This window comes from Bacteroidota bacterium (genome assembly GCA_030706745.1).
Lineage (GTDB): Bacteria > Bacteroidota > Ignavibacteria > Palsa-1295 > Palsa-1295 > PALSA-1295.
In genome coordinates this window covers 365,106-382,774 of record JAUZNX010000002.1, presented here as the reverse complement: position 1 = coordinate 382,774, position 17,669 = coordinate 365,106, and the positions used below count along the sequence as shown (strand labels likewise).

Below are 17,669 nucleotides of genomic sequence, written 5' to 3'. Positions count from 1 at the left end.
GCTGGCAGTGGTCCCTGTCGATCTCAAAGAACCCGAGGGAGCGCAGCCAATTCATTCTCGATCTCCAACTGGAGACTATCCATGTGTACTTCCGAGGCGCGGAGCAATGCTGCCTCATAATATTCGCGCGCTGCCTTTGCATTGCCAGTACGCGCCATGATCTTTCCAAGGTTCGCCTCGGAAAAGACGATATTCCGAGGCTGATCCAATCTTTGGAATGTGCGATATGCCGCTATCGCCTCGGTGATCGCCCGATCGTGATCGCCCTGCTCAAGATAAATCAACGAGTAGTTAATCCTGAGACCCGCGATGCCCTCCTCGTTCTCTTCCGCTTCATAGAGCGCCTTTGCATGTTGGAGAAAGACGAGTGCCTCATCGATTCTGCCGGAATCGAACGCCAAACCTCCGAGCGATGTGAGCGCCATGGTCCTGCCCCGGCTTTCGCCCGCGCGATCGAGTATTTCCATGGCCTTAAGGAAGTAGCTCTCTGCATGTGCAGAATCTCCGGACTCGCGCGAGATGCGACCGAGAACACACAGTGTTTCTGCTTCGGCGCCGCTGCGTCCCAACTCGCGTTCGATGTTGAGCGCCATCAATGCGTAGTATCGAGCAAGATCGAAATTGCGGACATAGCGTTCACCGATCGCGATGTTGCGCAATGCATCGGCCTCGCATTCGCGCTCTGAAAGCTGACGCGCTTGAGCGAGCGCCTCGTAGTTCATCGCTCGAAATCGCTCGATGTCCTTCTTCAGAAATTCCTGCGATCGACGGATGAGTTCTTCGACCAATGCCCAAACAAATCGTGACGGTGATCTTCCCTCCGTTGCCAACACGGGCTGATAGAGGAAGAATTCTCAATGCACTTGCATCACTCCGTCACAATCACTTTTGAAATCGAATGCTCTCCGGATGAGGCAAGAGAAATGAAATACGTGCCCGCTGGCACGCGCGTGCCATGCTCATCTCTGCCATCCCACAACAGCGAGTGCACACCCGGCGATACTGACGAGCTTAGCAATGTACGTATTGTTTGCCCCATGAGATTGCGGATGATCAGAAATGTTGGCGCATGCAGCGGCACCATGAACTCAATAGTCATCGGACTCGCAGATGGATCGAAGGGATTCGGATAATTGGCCGTGAGTCCAAAAGTTGAAGATGGCGATGTGCCAGACGCAACTCCGCGCGGCGGCGGCACATAGTTACCAAACATGGGCCGGATCATCGGCAAGTACGTGCCCACACTGATGAGCGGCGCAGAGCCAAGATTCAACGTTAACTCCGGTTGGAGAGCACTGCTCGATGTCATTGCAGGCCACGCACCCGTGTCAGGCATCAGAGGCATCCAGAGCCCGCTGCCGGCAGGAGTTTCAATTGCGAACGATCGGCTGACATCGCCGTTGTTGTCCGACGGCCCGCTTCCCCATTGCGTCCCATACGATTGAGAGTCTTGGGATGATGCTGCGTACATCGATCGAATGCGAGGCAGCACGTTGCTCGTACTCACAAACTCGCCGCCACCACGAGAAAAATCGCCGCCAAGATTCATGTTGGTTGCGCCGAGTTGACTCACCGAGAGCCAGTATGTTCCCGGAGGAAGCACCATCGGCTTAGGGAAATAGTAGGGCCAGAATTCATCGAAGTATCCCCCTTTGATCACGTCAGTAAACGTGCTCCGAATTCCTGGAAGCACCACCGTGTCGCCCGGCATACTGGCATTTGGATCATCCGTAAGAACTGAGATTCGAATTCCAATCGCATCATTACTCCAATCGCTAAAATACAGCCGAACGCCGTAGAGCATATCCTCCCGTGTGAGTTGAAACTTCATCGCCAGGCTGCCGCTAATGTTTTTGAAGCCAATTCCACCGTTGGTCCACCCCATGAGTATGGGTATGTCGTTTCCGGCTCCCCGCGCTGGCGTAATGCCGGCATCATCGAATGCAAATTCCTGAATGGCCTGACTGCCAGTGTCGACGTTCAGGAAGAACTTCGAGGAGGTCTGGTTATCTTGCGAATAGTCATCATATCCCACCTCATCGATAGCCGCCGAGACCGTATATATCTTGTTTCCTTGCATTTCAGTGGCATCCCAATCGGGAAACCGCAGCACTGTGTCGACTCCGCCTTCCAATCCCGCAAGAATAACGCGTTGCGAATAGACGGTGTCTCCCAAGGGATCAAGAATAGAAACGCGATACGGAACATCATATGAAGCGCCATAAGAAAGGACATTCATATAGACCGGGAACATTGCCTGCGACGATGGCACCTTCGAGTAAGAATTCACCACACGAACCCACAGCACCTCTACTTCAGGCATACGTGGGACAATCACCGTAGGGTTGTCGATGTACCACGGATCGGCATCATCGGCAGGTGGCGGACTAATCGACCCGTCATTCTTTGCTTTTAGTCGTAATCGGAATCGAAAGTTTGTATCGAGATAATTCGAAGTGTTTGAAATTGTATCCGTTATTCCATTCAGTGTGACAATCCACTGATTCGACGTTCCGCGCGCAATAAAAGGCTTGAACTCGAAATCATGCCCTCCATCAATCGCTGCTATGCGATCCCAGCCGTTCGGAGATGGGTTTGTAGCAGGTTCGGTCGGCTTCTTAAACTCGAGTACCAATGAGTCGCCGGCACGAATGACTCTGCCGGATTGATCCAGCATCGTCGATTCCGGTCCCTGAAGCACATTCCGATCCCAATTGAACGGAAAATGGGTGCGGCTTCCGCGAGCATAATCGAAGCTCAGGTTCAGTCGAGTTTGGCCATACAAGTTTATGGGGAAACTGGTCAGTGTATCGCCCACATTTGCGCCAGCATAAGAATTACCGGCGAGGTCCTTTCGGTCGAGCCGGATAACTGGCGAGTGCATTTTGTCCGGCCCATATCCACCACCGTTCAAATCGCGTGGAGGCGGTGGATCCCAAGTCGAGTCCTCGCCATCGACGACTGTCGCGCCGACCGATACCCACAGCGTTTGGTCCGGAATATCGCCGTTCGAAGTATGACTGTAATTACCCGATGGATCGCGAAACGGCTGCGCGGTCCGGCGGACACCAAAGAGCCGAGCGCAAGTTGTGTCGCCTGCGATGATTGCGCATCCATCGAACGTGCCAAGTTCGCTGAGAATGTTGGGGTTGGTCGGATAGGGTGGGAACTTCAGATCGATGCTGCCACCGGCGGCAAGGCTCGGCATGCTGACCGTGTCGTCGTATACCGGAATGAGTGTCACAACATTGCGAATGCGGTACTCGACTCTGATCGCAGAGTGTGCGACGTTATCCGTGTTAGTGATTCGGACGATTGCTTGGAGCGAATCGCCAAGCCGGATCTCAAAGTTTCTTGGCGGTGAAAGCAGATGCGCCACGAGTGGCTGGGGTTGGGCACACAACTGGCTGCCGGAGGATAGCAACAAAACGACAAGCATGGCACTCGTCGCCCGCTCAATCCATCGAAGATAAATTTGCATACCATGAAGACCAACGAATGTCAAAAAGGTTACAGTGCTCAAGGGGCCTTTCCGCTTCTATTTCAATGTTCCAGCCCACCCTTTGGAAGACAGGAAGGTGGTCAGTTACTATTTTTCATTCTATTTTGTTGCCACAGTGAGGGGCACTGTTCCGCCTATTAATATTTCGAGCAGAAACCATGACGTTCATTAAATTGCAGTTCAATATATCAGAACGATTATCTCCCACCATATGGCCCCTTCACTGATCAGTGGCATGTATGGAATGGATTCGCCATTGTTCATGAAGCACAAACGTACGCGCAACACTAAGGAGTTGTCAATTAGAATTTGAAAAGCATCGCGATCATAGGGAAAAGCAAAGTGGGCCAATCGCTGGCGAAAGCGATTCGCGCATCCAATAAGTATACATTGACGGGAATTCACGCGGCGCGATCGGAGAAATATCCTCGATTGGATGCCGAGGTGATCATCATTGCTTCCCGCGATGACAAAATCGCGGAGGTTGCCCAGAAGGCCGTGCATAGCGGAAAACCCGAAGAGTCAAATCTCCAAATTATCCTTCACGTAGCAGGTTCGCTTCCGGCCACCGTGCTGCCCAAACAAGAAGGTGTATTCCGCCTCGTTCTGCATCCGATGCAGACCTTTCCGAAACCGGACGATTCTCTGCTTGAGGGAATCTACTGGATGGCATCGTCCGATGACGAACAGGCGATTCACTGGGCACGAAAGTTTGTTGCGGCTCTGGGGGGCAAAGGCGTAATCGAGTTGCCGGAAGAGTCACTGCCTCTCTATCATGCGATGACAGTCTTCGCTGCGAATTTTATCACGCTCATTGGCGGTGCGATCGAAGGAATAGCCACTTCGCTTGGACAAGATCCGACTTTGATGAAAGCTGCGCTTCGCCCGCTCATGGAAGAATCGCTCTCGAATGTGCTGACAACGCCCGCCGCCGATGCCCTGACCGGGCCAATGCGACGCGGTGATTTCGAGACGATCCGAAAGCATCAAGCGGCGCTTCGGAGGTGTGATTTGAAGCTGCGGAAGATATACGATGCTTTCCTGGACTTCGCACCGGAACCACGAGTCTGAAGCTGTATCTGAAGCTGTAAAATGAAGCAAAGCTAACCACCCCGGGAACCCCGGAACGTTAACCAAAAGCGGGTCTGTTAACCCCGGCCATCAAAAATCAGGCGTACGGCAACATCCGTCCGCGCCAAAGGAAACGATATGAAAAAAGAAATCCACCCGAACTACCATACTGTCACGGTCCACTGCGCAGGCTGCGGCAACGAATTCGAAACGCGCTCGACTGCCGCAACCGACACGTTGCGTCTTGAAATATGCGCGAATTGCCATCCGTTCTTTACCGGCAAGCAAAAGTTAGTCGATACTGCCGGACGAGTCGAGCGCTTCCAAAAGAAGTTCGCGAAGCAAATCGCAGAACGCAAAGAAAAGCAGGCAGCGACGACTCCTGCCTGATCCGATTTCGCGTAGTGGCGGGGTATCACCGATCGCGATGACCCCGCCCCATTGAGGCGTGCCACTACCATTTCAGAACATTCTCATTTACGAGGACGAGCTGGCCCGCTCCAAGCGGTTCCTGCCGCTGACCTATACCCGTTCGGTCGCCGAACTCCGGTCTGGCGCAATGACCGGCATCGAGCGAATGAGAAGGCTCTATCCCGAGGCCGCCATCTATCTCCACTGCCGGAAAGAACTTGCGGATGTTCTCCGCAAGCGCTATGGCCTGCCCGTCAATGAAGTGCCGAAGGGCGAGTCATTACTTGTCAATGCTCGCGCGGCGGTCTGTGCTGATGCGGTCGGGGAATCCTACCTGCGTGCGAACTTAACGTCCGAACTAACCCAGGCATTACTCGCGGGCGAACCGTTTGACCCATACACGGGTGCGCCCAATGCATTTACGATTGGCTCAATCTGGGAGCTGGTTCTCCAAAATTCCGTCGCACTTGTCCGCGATTCGAAGTTTTTGAAGTCCGGATGGCGACGGCGTGTTGATGCTAACTCCCTTCAAGATGTTGCAACACGGAACTTCGATCAATTATATCTTCATCCGAGGGCAACGATAGGCGCCGACGTCGTGCTCGATTGCACGGATGGGCCGATCATGATTGAAGAAGGCGCCCACATCATGCCACACTCCACGATCATCGGGCCAGTGTATATTGGCAGAAATTCCATCGTCAAGATCGGGTCAAAAATTTATGGCGGGACGACGATCGGGCCAGTTTCGAAAGTTGGCGGCGAGATAGAGAACTCCATCATTCAAGGATACTCCAACAAGCAACACGATGGCTATCTCGGTCACAGCTTCTTAGGCGAATGGGTAAATCTCGGTGCCGGGACCAACACAAGTGATCTGAAGAACGACTATTCCCCTGTTCGCGTCACGATTGAAGGCGAGTCCTTCGACACCGGTTCGCTCTTCGTCGGACTGTTGATGGGAGATCATTCCAAGAGTGCCATTGGCACCCAGTTCAATACTGGCACGGCGATCGGTGTAAGCTGCAATATCTTTGGCTCTGGATTTCCGCCCAAATGGATTCCGAGTTTCTCCTGGGGTGGCGCGAGTGAGGTGACGTCGTATCGCTATGAGAAGGCAATCGAAGTAGCGAAGGCCGTAATGGCACGAAGGGAGATTATAATGACTGCAGAGGATGAAGCGATGCTGCGCCAGATTTTTATTAGTCGGCAGCAGATTGACATTTGAGCTTGACTGCATTGTGGCCTCCAAAAGGAAAGAGACCACCTCCATATTTGGATTTGTATTATATTTGCATTAGTCGACCTTTTGGGTCATCTGTTCTAACTTACCTTTGGAGGACAATATGATTCGAGAAAATCTTGCTTACGCTGCGTTCGCGTTCCTTTTGTGCTTTCAGATTGGCTGCAAGAGCAGCACTGGGCCTGCCGCCACAAACACTGGCGGGGCATCTGGTACATTCGTGTTTGGCGAAGCCATCGATGAGGTCGCAACGACCACACTTGGCAGCAATAGGAGCTCTGTACTGTTCCATGGTGACGATCCTTCGTTCATCGGCAATGGGAAGGTACTCTATTCCGTCCTTGGCTCTTATACCGCCGATCAATTCGAGCAAATCGTTTCATCCAGCATTGACGGAACTGGCGCAACAACCTTGGTTGATCTTGGTGAATGGAATTCCTACGTTTATCTTCACCCGAAAATGTCTCCCGACGGGAAGTACATCACGTTTAATTATTGGAGCGATGTCGCTCAGAAGTTCGGTACAAAGTTTGGGACGATTCTTTTCCCGACGGATGGCAGCCAGCCCTTGATTATGGAGGATTACTGGGATGCAGCCTGGACTCCAGATGGAAGCCTAATCCTCTCCGCTACGCTTACGCCAATCGGCACGCAAAGCACGACCTATCATGGCGGAGGTCTTTTTAAACTGAACTCCTCCTTTACATCCGCCACTCAGATCGGAACAGGATTGACCGCACCCCAATATCCCGCAGTCAGCCCGGATGGCAAGCGGATCGCCTTCGCGATGAACAGTCATATTTGGACGATCAACATGGACGGCACCGGACTGAAACAGATCACAACCGGATCGAATCAGGAGACTTATTCCACCTGGTCACCGGATGGAAGTTCCATCGCGTGCGTGACAGATGGCGACATCGGATTGACAGGAGGTAATTCGCTGGCAATCGTTTCATCCAATCCAACAACGCCTGTGATCGTATCACAGGATAATTCGTCGGTCTACGTTAAGGACAACACGAACAGCACGACCGGGACGCTCAATCCGCAAGGCAATATCTCCTGGAGATAGATCTTAGAGTTCTTGTTCGACGAGCACGGCATCGATCTGTTCGAGGACTTCCTTGATCTTCTTCCGGCTCTCCGGCTTGACAGGCACGAGGGGGAGCCGGAGTTGGTCCTGAATAATACCCATCATTGCCAACGCGGCTTTGACAGGGCCAGGATTCGATTCGATGAAGTTGATCTTCATCAGTTCGAGCAACTCGTAATGGATTGCGCGGGCCTCACTGAACTTGCCATCGAGAGCAAAACGGACCATGCGGGAAAATTCCGCTGGGACCTCGTTCGATGCCACGCTGACGACACCCTTTGCACCAAGTGCAATGAGTGGCACAGTAAGATTATCTTCACCAGAAAGCAGGTTGAACCCAGCCGGAGCATTGCGGATGATCTCCATACACTGCCCGAGATCGGCGCTCGCCTCTTTGATACCTACGACGTTCTCGATCTCAGCACAGCGAAGCGTCGTTTCTGCATTCATGTTCAGCCCAGTACGACCAGGAACATTATACATCAGGACCGGCAACCCGACATCGGCAACAGCATTGAAATGCGAGAACAGACCGTTCGGTGTTGGCTTGTTATAATATGGAGTAACCACGAGAACGGCGTCGGCACCCAACGAAAGAGCTTCTTCGGTATATTCGATCGATGTGCGAGTGTCGTTTGTGCCGGTGCCGGCAATAATCAGGGCGCGATGATTGACATACTCGATCATCCAACGAAAGATCTCAGTCCGTTCCGAACGGGAAATCGTTGGATTTTCCCCTGTCGAACCAAGCGGGACGAGCATTTCCACCCCGCCCTCTAATTGATGGTCGATTAGCCGACGAAATGCGGCAAAATCGACGGAGCCATCCGCCGCGAAAGGTGTGACAACGGCTGTACCTGTCCCGCGTAGTAAGTTGTGCATAGCAATTATTTACCTTCAAGAATATCTGCGACGTGCTCTTCGAATCGATAGAATCCCTTTCTCGAGACGATCCACTCCGCCGCCCTGATCGCCCCGGAGGCAAAACCACGACGGCTTCTGGCTCGGTGCGTTAGTTCGATCGAATCGTCCGTCGACTCGAAGCCAACGGTATGGGTACCCGGAATCGCTCCAGCACGTAGGGAGCTGATTTGCAAAAGGTCTTTCGCAATTGCATTCCCAATGGGCAACTCCGAGACAGCCCGAGATTTCGATTTCATTCCAGCAAGCACTGCTTCGCTGAGCCGAAGCGCTGTCCCACTCGGAAAATCCTTCTTGGCACGATGATGGGCCTCGAAGATATATGCGTCATAGCCAGCTTCATCGAGAAGCGTTGATGCATTCCTTACGATTTCCAAGAACAGATTCACGCCGATTGAGAAATTGGATCCTGTGATACACCCGATCCCCGCATTCTCAATATAGCCCTGAACCACTTCGCGGGAGCCTTCCCAACCCGTGGTTCCGATGACCAGGGATACATGGGCCTCTCCGACGAGCTTGGCATTATGTTCCACGGCATCTGGCTGACTGAAGTCGATCGCGACTTGAGCCCCTGATTTGCGCATTGCGTCCACAGAGATCGGACGATCGATATCGAACCGTGCAACGATTTCGTGGCCGGCCGCAGTGGCGGCGGCTTCCACTTCGTGGCCCATTTTACCAAACCCGAGGAGTGCGATTCTCATAGATGCAAAAATACGGCAAGGAAATCCCTCGCCGTATTAATGCCATGTCAAGGAGTTATGTTACACGACTCACTTCAACTGAATGTAACCAAATGTTCCGTGGCTCTCCTCGTCCGGGCCGCTGGCAAAATAAAGAAAGTTTGGATCGCCCGCATTCAAGTTGAACGAAAGGCCCCAGAGTCCTTTGATGAGAATAGGAGTCCCATTCTTGTCCGTAATCTGCCCCAGAAAACTGCCATTTTGATCGAACGCATTGATAGCACCATCACCGAAATTTCCAATCAGGATTGCATTCTTGAACGAGCCAAATCCAGAGCCTGCCATTGTCACCGCCCAAGGCGAATTAAGGGTACCTTGAGTCGCGAAGCGTTTAACAAGCGTGCCGTTTGGATTGAACACATCTACGTAACCATTGCCTGCACCCGCCAAATCATCTCCATTATCTGGAAACGGTTTGTGATGAGCATATGTGACATAGAGCATTCCGCCAATATTGGCAATGCCAAAGGGTCCATAACCGGAAATACCGGATGGAATCGCTGGATCGGAGAGCGTAATCCCAACCGGCTGGAAATTCTTATCGAAGACAATAACTTTGTCTTCCATAAAATCTGTGGCATAAACGTAATTGACCGTCCCCACACTTGCAATCGCAAGACCCTTGAATGACGTCGAGTCTCCAGGAGTGGTGACCTTCGTTGCGCTGCTGCCGCCACTCCAGGTTGCGAGAATACCATCTTCGGTTGCAAAGATAACCTTCGCGCCATTGAAGTCACTCGTTGTATTGACGATCGCCCCGCTCGGAGAACCACCCGTTGCATGATCTGGCGCTGGAATTGCAATCGCATCGCCCACTGATTGACCTGTTCGATCATACCGTAGCGCGGAGCTATCATGGTTCGCAGCAACCACGAAGGACCCATCGCCCAGAACCGCAATGCCCCAGGCATTCAGGAGATTGGGGTCTGTCCTTGCCGCTCCAAACCCGGCTGTATCCGAGACAAGAACGGTCGCCTGATAAGCGAGTGGATCGGTTGTGCTTGTGGTGTCACTCTTACACGATGAGAAAAAAAACGCTGCCATGAGCAACGCCACGGACGCTGGTAGATATTGTTTGTAGGATTGTGGTAGCATAGTGTGGATTCTCCTGTTCAATGTGAGATTTTAGGGCAAAGCGAAACACTGCGCTCTGCTCGACACAGAGTCAGACACAATAGACGCGCCGAAAAAGACAGGCTCTGCCGTATTATGCTCGACCGTAGGATCAGGATGCGAATCAGAAGGTCAGAGATACATTCGCTGTTGGGACATAACCAAGTGAGCCATTAGGATTGGATTTGAGTAGTAGATCGCCATGGAGCCGAAGCTTCGAGTTGTGATCGCTCGCAAGCAATGCGGCATCCACGGCTGAAAGGACATGATTGATGATAACTCCCCAGACCATGGTCTGGGCCAAGCCATACGTATCGTTCATGCGACCACTCTTGGCAGCAGCTTCATTCCAACTCGATACAGCATCCCAGCCGGGAAGATACTGCCTGTATTTCGAAATCATTTCGTAGTATTGCTGAATGTCGCTGCACGCGAGGCGATGTCCCATATCGTTCAGGCTGGAAACAGGATTCACGGAAAGATTACCAAGACTATCGAGTTGCGCCTCGGCGCGATTGATGCTCGCGCAATCGGTCGAGTCAGCAATTGGTTTGAGTTGGTACAGTACCAACTGTGTGTCCAATGAGCTGGCATACCGTCCTTTGCTCCAATGTGCATCCGAATATGAACGGAAGGCTGTCGTAGAGTCATTGAATTCATTGATGAAGTGAGCATATTCAACCCACAAACCAACTTCAAGGCCGGTAAAGATAAGACCGCGCCAGATCTGTTCGCCACAGTAATACTCTCCGAGACCCGGTATTAGGAAGGACAAACCAGCGGCGAGGAATGGACTCTTATGAGACCCATCATACGCCTTCGCTGCTACAAACATTGGGACCGTAACCGGGCGTGGCACTCGCTGGACACTGTTGAGCGCATAACTCGCCATGACAGTCCGCGAAACTGGCTGAGCGAATGCCAGCCCAGAACAACCCACGAAGAGGAAGACCGAGAGGCAAGCAAGCCGGCGCGCTGAGAACATTGTAGGGTTACGGCCAACCCTCGCCTTAAGTTGGCGAGGGTTATTGAACCGATCTACCACTTAATCCCGAGCGTAAAACGCAGGGTATTCGCTAGCGGATGATCTTGATTGAACGTATCGATATAGCTGAAATCGAACTGATACGCATCATAGCGAAGACCGGCGCCGAATGTCAGATAATTCCGCCCACCGACATGTGATCCTTCATCATAATACCCGGCACGGAGAGCAACCAACTGATCGTACCAGTATTCGATGCCGTTGGACCACATGAACGAGTGCGATGTGCTATCATCCCATGCCGTAATAAAGGATTTCGGTAATGGATCGGAGAACTGGCTGGTCGGATCGCGATGCACCAACAGCTTGGCCACATCGGAAGCAATCGTCAATTCGTTGTATTCGTCCTTATAAAGTTTATATGAGGCGCCGACGCGCAATTCTGTTGGCAGCGGATCAGCCTGCAACGCATCGACGTAACGGATCTTCGGGCCAATGTCCGCCAGATTGAATCCCACTTCAAGCGCATTTCCGATACCATCCACATAGGTCGAATCGGGTTTCCAGAGCGCAGAAAGGTCGAAGGATACCGATCGGCCAACTCCACCGGTCCGTTCGTTTGCCACATGTAAGGTCGAGAGCGTAGACTGGATGTATCGGAGCGAACCGCCGAAGCTCCAGTCCTCGGAGAGTTTTGTGGCATACGCGACCGTGACCGCATATTCGAACGAGTGGAACGTCCCTTGCGGGTCGGGCGAGTTCTCGGTTGTATAGATGAACTCACCGAGATTGAGAAAGACGATGCTTGCGCCGATCGTCCCACCAAATTTCTCCGAGTCATTCCACTTAAAGTTCAGATAATCGTAGAAGAGATCGCTCTGGTTGAACTGTGGCAACCATTGCGAGTGGGTCATGGAAACGGATTTGCCCGTCTGGAATGCCAGACCCGCTGGATTCCAGTAAATGGCTCCGACATCTTCCGGCGTCCCTGTGCCGACATCACCCATTCCGCTGGCGCGGGCATCGGGCGCGATAAGCATAAATGGCACTGCGGTGGAGGTAGTCTGAGCCGCGCTGACAACTGGCAGTGCGAGCGAGGCGGCCAATAGCGCCAATCCCCAATGTAATCGATTCATCCGTGTTTGCTTTCTAAAATACATCCTCTTATTCCTCTAAAACTGTTTACCTCGTTAGCGAGCAACGACACACTTACCGGTGGCCTCCGTGGAGGTCCCATCATCGAGATTGCGCGCAGCAATGGAGAACACATACACGCCATTGGCGACCGTGTTCCCGGCATTGTCGCGGCCATCCCACGGGATGTCAATTGCACTCTCTCGAGTCTGCATTGTGATCGTCCTCATTTGTCGTGCGTCCGGGGTATAGATCGATAATGTAATTTCAACTAAGCTGCCAGCATGGCCCGGCTGCGTAAAACTGAATGTGGTATGATCGAACAATGGATCCGGCCAGACTGAAACCTGGTACAGATGGTACGGATCCTCATTCATTGCCACAAAATCGACGGATGCAAAGCTCGGATTGTCATACGTATCGAAGGCGCGGACATGCAGCGTGTGATGTCCGGCCGGCAATTCGATTGGGTGCACGCTCGTCCCGGACCTATAATCATCCTGCTTCGAAACATAGGTGGACGCCATGTCGATCGCAGAGTCCTGCGCTGCATCCACCCAGGCGACAAAACTGTGCCCGACACTGGCAGTAGAGGTATTCAGACCATGAAGTGTATTAATGTCAACGATTGCGGTGGAATGTTTGGAAACCGCATCTCCACTTCGGAAGGCCCGAGTGCCGATGTACACGGCGAGAGCCGGACCAGCCGTATCTCCGACATCGGCACGGGTCGTAGGCGCAACAAGTTGAAGATTGTGCATATCGCCAAGCGCACTCCGCCCATCGTCCGAAAAGGCATAGCCGGAAAGCTTGGCCGGTAAGGAATCCAGTTTGACATCCTTCGGAACGATGAATGTCGCGGAGAACTGTCCATTACGAACAGTGGCCACACCACGGTAGAGAATTGGTCCTTCAACAGAATAGGCGTCCGGCCAGATTCGGCCAGTTCCAGGACACACAGTCGTGGCATGTTCCTCCGTGGGAGCGTCATACAAGGTGATCGTCACCGTGCCGTTGAATGTGCCATCGGGCCGCAGGGCGGTTCCATCGCCGAGCAAAATCCGGCCACTGATCCGCGCTTGCGAAAGTGCCGGGAGCTGGATTGCATTCGAAGTGAGGGACGTCCCGTTCAGACTATCGAAACTCACGTACCGCCCTGGCAGCAACAGTCGTTGCGCCGGGTCGCCCAGCAAAAAATAGATTGGAAGATTTTCTGACGTGCACATCAACTTACCGTAGATCAGGGCATCGCCAACACTCGAGGTACCGAAGCCACTCTCGGGGCTCGGACCGAACAGTCTCGAATAAAACGCGGTCGGCAAAGGGTCACCGCCAGTTACGGAACGGGAGGTTCCGAGCAGACCGATTGCGCCACCATCCGGCTTTAGAAGAAACTGAACGCCACCAGCAACCGGAGCTGCAAAATTGTCGTACTCGCTAAAATCGCAGGTTGCGGTGGTGAGATACGGAAGCCGATCGAAATTATTGAATTTGTCAATCGTCGATGGAACATTGAGCACACCCTCGTGCGTCCAGACATTCGGATTGCCGTGCCCAATGAAGGAGAAGAGCACGTTCCCCTGGTTCATGGCGGCGATAATCGCTTGCTCGACTTCTGGTTGCTTTCTGCCATTGGAAGTCTGCTGGACTGGATAGCTCACATCATAAATCTTGCGAACGAGCAGCCGGTCCTGCAATTCCTTCTCCTCCGCTTCCGAATCCCCAAGATGATCGATAGGATCGCAATCCTGTTGATCGTATATCCGATCATCCGCGAGGAATGTAGCTATCGAACGCCAGGAACCGGAATCGCTGCTATGTTCATAGTGGATCGCCTTGGAAACAAAAGCATCAGCATCATCCGGGGTCCGCGCGGAAACTCGGCCAACCGCCACATCTATAATGCGCCCATTCGCCGCAGTCGAATCAACCAGCCGGCCATAGTACGAATCATCCGGAAACGGAAAAGGATCGGAAGGCGCCTGCTCACGGTAGGATGCTAGATTTTGCGCGGGGAGTACCTCATATACCGGAATATAGTTTGGGATACTCGCAATCCGTTGCTGATAATCGCAATGTCCTCCGCCCAAGAGAAGCAAATAGTGGACTTTATTTGTAGTCCCATGACGGAGCGTGTAGGACATGAAGTCTCGAATGGCCGTAAGATCGCGGGAGCCGTACCCAAATTCTCGATAGACATCCTCGATATTGACGACTGCCGCACTCATTGCTTCTGTGGCATCACCGCCCTGCTCGCGAAGCGCCCGGAGCTTCTGTGCTTGACTTAATAGATCGTTTGGTGCAAGAATGATCTCTTCGGCGCCTGTTTGGCCGATCGTCTCACGGAGTGTGGGAGTGCTGGTCTTGGTCAGCTTCGCAGTGAGCATCGACTGCGGGGAGCATGCAATCAACCGCCGCATCTTCCCTGAGATACCCTGCATATCCGCGGCAAGAACGTCGCCGGTCGCCGTCGCCAACACACGCGGGATGGTACCGGATGTCACATCCCAAAGTTCGCCACCGGCCGCGTTTTGAAATTGTGTGGTGAACGCCTGCTTGGTGTTCAGGATAAAGAACGGAATCTCGGCGGACCCAACGGTCGTCGATCGGCGATACATGAATTCAATAAAATCGAGCCGGGCCCATGCCGAAATATCACTACTCGCAAAGGTCAATCCAACGTTAAACGGCCCCGAACCGAGCGATGGTGGAACAGTCTGTGCATTGTCCCAATTACGCACGAGGACAGCACCGAGCGGAATTGTACTGGCTGGCACCGTCCCGACCTGCTGGCCATTTATTGTCACTGCAACCGAACCCGCATTCTGGATTGCCGTCGAAATATTCGCGTCGTAGGCAACACGGATTGTGGTAGAATCCGGAAGATAGCCCGGAGGATTGATCGAAATTTGGAGCGGACCGACATCACTGCGTGTGATTTTCTCGCCAAGGAGTTCGCGTCCCCAGTTATAGAGATTCTCAAGCTGTGACTCGACCTCGTGCGAAATGGCGGAAAAAACATAATTGCGCGGCTCGGGTGTCCCGGATAGAGAATCTGGCCCGAGCTGCACTCTCAATGCTGGTCCAAGCCGGTTGCCACCAACTTTGAGAAGAAAATGTCCGGTCGAGGTATAAGGATTTATCGTGTGATACAACCCATCCACATTAAGCTCTTCCCCACTGTACTTCCAAACCGTTACCCCGGGTGCGTAAAAGTAGAGATCGCGAAACTGACCGTTTTGGAGGTGGAGTTCGAACGGGCATGCCAGCCATTCACCCGTTGAACTCGTGACGCGCTCGCTGAGCATATCACCACCGACACCAAATAGCTCGATGCTGCCGGTATCGATCGCCCCGGTGATGCCGGCATTGGCGAGGTCCTGGGCGGAGATGCGATAGATCCCTTCATCGGTGGTTTCAACCTGAAGCCATTGTCCATCGGAAGCCGCGAGCGCCTTATGTCCCGTCTGACCCAGTGGACGGGCTGATGTCCATTCATGTTCGGCGGCCCGATACAATTCCGCCTCGGAGCCATTCACAAAAATGCTTCGGTACAACTCGGCTTCTGAACGAGACACTGGCGTCACGGATTGGCTTGCCGACAGAGCAGAACCAAGGCGAATTCGTAATGTCAACGAACGGAGCCGCGTGAGCGTCCGCGAGTTGGCATCATATTGAATCGGGTTTACGACAACGCGCTCCATGTACGCGGTGCGAAAGAGCCGGATTGGCTGGGCCGAGAACAACTCGAATGCTCGAGGTGCGAAATACCGCTCCGAGATAATCGAATACTGTGCGCGGTAATCGCCATCCGACTTGGTGTAAGACGGGACCGGCGCAAGATCGATATTAGGTATGACGTCCAGCTTTTGATCGAGGACTTCGATCGTTGCGGGATTGCGGTTGGGAGCCAGCAGCGGTAACTCCAAGCGCATAAGCTCCGGAGCACCGACCGAATCGGTGGCGGAACCGCCCCGAACGGTTACTTCCGTGAACGCTTGGCCTGTCGTGCCAACCACCGTATAGGTTTGGTATTGTGGCGCAATGCGTACAACAACTTCACTCGGGGTTACCGAAAGCAGCTCGAAATACTTGCTCGAACCTGTGGCCACCGGCGATTGCGCGAATGCGCTCGGCGAGCTCGCGAAAAGAATCGCAAGCACAGCGAAACGCTTCAGCACATGGCTGAACCGGTAAGCACGATGCAATTGGTGTGACATGACCGACAATTTCTCGTTTCGAATACAGACCAGAATCCGCCCGTTAGCGGGTGAGCCTTCTGTGATCTTTCCCTGAACCAGAACGGATGTCCGTTCAGTACGTTTCTGAATTCGTAGAAATCGTCTATAGGCCTTGATTAGATGCGCTGTGGCGTTACGAGGGTACTGTGGCTAGCCTGCGCTAACCAACGAATGAGGAAACGTTAAGAGAAGTAAAGAGTTTCAAATCGCCCGCCGGAATTCTGACAGCCAATTAATCCGGAATTGATGCATCGAATTCGAGACACTCGATCACACTCCGTGGCAGGACAATAGAGCAGAGCATTTGGGTAAGTGCAGGCAGCGGAAATCAATTGACCAAACATCGAACGAGCATTCAAATATAGCGAAACCGCCATGCAGCCGGAACCCGCACGATACACTGACAGTTTTGCACCCGCTCAATTCGAGGCCTCGGCAAGGAGGGCATTTGTAAAAGGGCGCGGGAGTGGCGAAATTGGCAGACGCACTACTTTGAGGTGGTAGCGCCGCGAGGCGTGGGGGTTCAAGTCCCCCCTCCCGCACACAGATTGAGAACCAGGGATTCCGCGGATTTGGTCGGACTACGCGGACGACATGCTCGATTGAGTTTGGGCGCTGAGTCGCAACTTCTCTGTAATCGAATTCGCTATGTCGGATTGTGTTATTCTAAATCCGAATAATCGTCAGCGTAATCCACCTTAATCAGCGTAATTCAGGTTTTGGAATAGAAAGCGTCTTCCACTCATTCCCTTTGCAGTGTTTCCCGATATAGACCATCTGTCCTACATGGTAGGCATAATGGCTAAGCTGCCGCAGAATGGCCTCCAGTACCGTGAGCAACTCATTGCGGATAAAGACTTCACGAGACAGATCGATTTCGGTCAGCGGATGGATCGCCGTGAAGACGCAGTCCCAGCCTTCCCCCCATAGTTGCTTTAGATCGGCAAGAGAAAGATGCTGCTCGACGAACTCCTCATCACGATGACGGTTCGGCTTTTCGCCATCCGTCGTCAGAAAGTCTGTGAAGCGCGAGAGCATGTTGCCATGCAAGTGCTGCACGATGATCGCAATCGAATTCGATTCCGGGTCCGGCGCCCAGTGAATGTCATCCTCGCCGAGCTGTGCTAGCGTCTTCTCACCAAGCGAACGAAGCTGCTCGAAACGATTCAGCGATAACGTGAGGATATCGTTCGTCTTCATTAGTGA

Annotated in this window: 13 protein-coding genes and 1 tRNA gene; 5 read left to right on the top strand and 9 right to left on the bottom strand. The window is 52.9% G+C overall.

Going from position 1 to position 17,669, the window contains the following annotated elements:
* Window positions 1-23 precede the first annotated feature (23 nt).
* Together Q8902_04195 and Q8902_04190 are read right to left on the bottom strand one after the other, a co-directional pair.
* Window positions 24-788: a tetratricopeptide repeat protein gene (locus Q8902_04195; protein MDP4198753.1), complete on the bottom strand. Its 765-nt coding sequence runs from the start codon at window positions 786-788 to the stop codon at window positions 24-26.
* Between the two features lie 80 nt (window positions 789-868).
* Window positions 869-3,481: a FlgD immunoglobulin-like domain containing protein gene (locus Q8902_04190; GenBank protein MDP4198752.1), complete on the bottom strand. Its 2,613-nt coding sequence runs from the start codon at window positions 3,479-3,481 to the stop codon at window positions 869-871.
* Window positions 3,482-3,811: 330 nt separating this feature from the next.
* Here Q8902_04190 and Q8902_04185 point away from each other — a divergent pair, with 330 nt between their 5' ends.
* The 4 genes from Q8902_04185 to Q8902_04170 all read left to right on the top strand — a co-directional run bounded on the left by Q8902_04185 (window position 3,812) and on the right by Q8902_04170 (window position 7,302).
* Window positions 3,812-4,573, top strand: a complete 762-nt coding sequence (locus tag Q8902_04185; GenBank protein MDP4198751.1) for a DUF2520 domain-containing protein — start codon at window positions 3,812-3,814, stop codon at window positions 4,571-4,573.
* Between the two features lie 138 nt (window positions 4,574-4,711).
* A complete protein-coding gene (gene rpmE, locus Q8902_04180; protein ID MDP4198750.1) occupies window positions 4,712-4,963 on the top strand; it encodes a 50S ribosomal protein L31 in 252 nt (83 codons plus the stop codon).
* A 58-nt stretch (window positions 4,964-5,021) separates the two neighbouring features.
* The gene (locus Q8902_04175) at window positions 5,022-6,212 is read left to right on the top strand and encodes a GlmU family protein (protein MDP4198749.1); all 1,191 of its coding nucleotides are present in this window, start codon (window positions 5,022-5,024) and stop codon (window positions 6,210-6,212) included.
* Between the two features lie 118 nt (window positions 6,213-6,330).
* Complete coding sequence (locus tag Q8902_04170) at window positions 6,331-7,302, top strand: hypothetical protein (protein ID MDP4198748.1); 972 nt, start codon at window positions 6,331-6,333, stop codon at window positions 7,300-7,302.
* A gap of 3 nt (window positions 7,303-7,305) precedes the next feature.
* Here Q8902_04170 and dapA read toward each other — a convergent pair whose 3' ends face one another.
* The 6 genes from dapA to porU all read right to left on the bottom strand — a co-directional run bounded on the left by dapA (window position 7,306) and on the right by porU (window position 16,442).
* Window positions 7,306-8,205, bottom strand: coding sequence for a 4-hydroxy-tetrahydrodipicolinate synthase (gene dapA, locus Q8902_04165; GenBank protein MDP4198747.1), 900 nt, complete (start codon window positions 8,203-8,205; stop codon window positions 7,306-7,308).
* A gap of 5 nt (window positions 8,206-8,210) precedes the next feature.
* Entirely contained in the window at window positions 8,211-8,951 is a 741-nt protein-coding gene (gene dapB, locus Q8902_04160; GenBank protein ID MDP4198746.1) for a 4-hydroxy-tetrahydrodipicolinate reductase, read from the bottom strand.
* 69 nt (window positions 8,952-9,020) lie between these two features.
* The gene (locus tag Q8902_04155) at window positions 9,021-10,085 is read right to left on the bottom strand and encodes a TIGR03118 family protein (protein MDP4198745.1); all 1,065 of its coding nucleotides are present in this window, start codon (window positions 10,083-10,085) and stop codon (window positions 9,021-9,023) included.
* Window positions 10,086-10,227: 142 nt separating this feature from the next.
* Window positions 10,228-11,088: a hypothetical protein gene (locus tag Q8902_04150; GenBank protein MDP4198744.1), complete on the bottom strand. Its 861-nt coding sequence runs from the start codon at window positions 11,086-11,088 to the stop codon at window positions 10,228-10,230.
* Window positions 11,089-11,141: 53 nt separating this feature from the next.
* Window positions 11,142-12,224 (bottom strand): type IX secretion system outer membrane channel protein PorV, encoded by a 1,083-nt coding sequence (gene porV / locus Q8902_04145; protein ID MDP4198743.1) that lies wholly within the window; start codon window positions 12,222-12,224, stop codon window positions 11,142-11,144.
* Between the two features lie 54 nt (window positions 12,225-12,278).
* A complete protein-coding gene (gene porU, locus Q8902_04140; GenBank protein MDP4198742.1) occupies window positions 12,279-16,442 on the bottom strand; it encodes a type IX secretion system sortase PorU in 4,164 nt (1,387 codons plus the stop codon).
* 481 nt (window positions 16,443-16,923) lie between these two features.
* On the opposite strand from porU, the gene Q8902_04135 reads away from it, so the two are divergent.
* Window positions 16,924-17,005: transfer RNA gene (locus Q8902_04135), tRNA-Leu, on the top strand.
* Between the two features lie 160 nt (window positions 17,006-17,165).
* On the opposite strand, the gene Q8902_04130 is transcribed toward Q8902_04135, so the two are convergent.
* A complete protein-coding gene (locus tag Q8902_04130; protein MDP4198741.1) occupies window positions 17,166-17,663 on the bottom strand; it encodes a DUF1572 family protein in 498 nt (165 codons plus the stop codon).
* Window positions 17,664-17,669: the final 6 nt, after the last annotated feature.

Coding starts and splice junctions, on each gene's coding strand:
- dapB (MDP4198746.1), bottom strand. CDS start 8,951: ATGAGAATCGCACTCCTCGGGTTTGGTAAAATGGGCCACGAAGTGGAA.
- rpmE (MDP4198750.1), top strand. CDS start 4,712: ATGAAAAAAGAAATCCACCCGAACTACCATACTGTCACGGTCCACTGC.
- porU (MDP4198742.1), bottom strand. CDS start 16,442: ATGTCACACCAATTGCATCGTGCTTACCGGTTCAGCCATGTGCTGAAG.
- dapA (MDP4198747.1), bottom strand. CDS start 8,205: ATGCACAACTTACTACGCGGGACAGGTACAGCCGTTGTCACACCTTTC.
- Q8902_04190 (MDP4198752.1), bottom strand. CDS start 3,481: ATGCAAATTTATCTTCGATGGATTGAGCGGGCGACGAGTGCCATGCTT.
- Q8902_04150 (MDP4198744.1), bottom strand. CDS start 11,088: ATGTTCTCAGCGCGCCGGCTTGCTTGCCTCTCGGTCTTCCTCTTCGTG.
- Q8902_04155 (MDP4198745.1), bottom strand. CDS start 10,085: ATGCTACCACAATCCTACAAACAATATCTACCAGCGTCCGTGGCGTTG.
- porV (MDP4198743.1), bottom strand. CDS start 12,224: ATGAATCGATTACATTGGGGATTGGCGCTATTGGCCGCCTCGCTCGCA.
- Q8902_04130 (MDP4198741.1), bottom strand. CDS start 17,663: ATGAAGACGAACGATATCCTCACGTTATCGCTGAATCGTTTCGAGCAG.
- Q8902_04170 (MDP4198748.1), top strand. CDS start 6,331: ATGATTCGAGAAAATCTTGCTTACGCTGCGTTCGCGTTCCTTTTGTGC.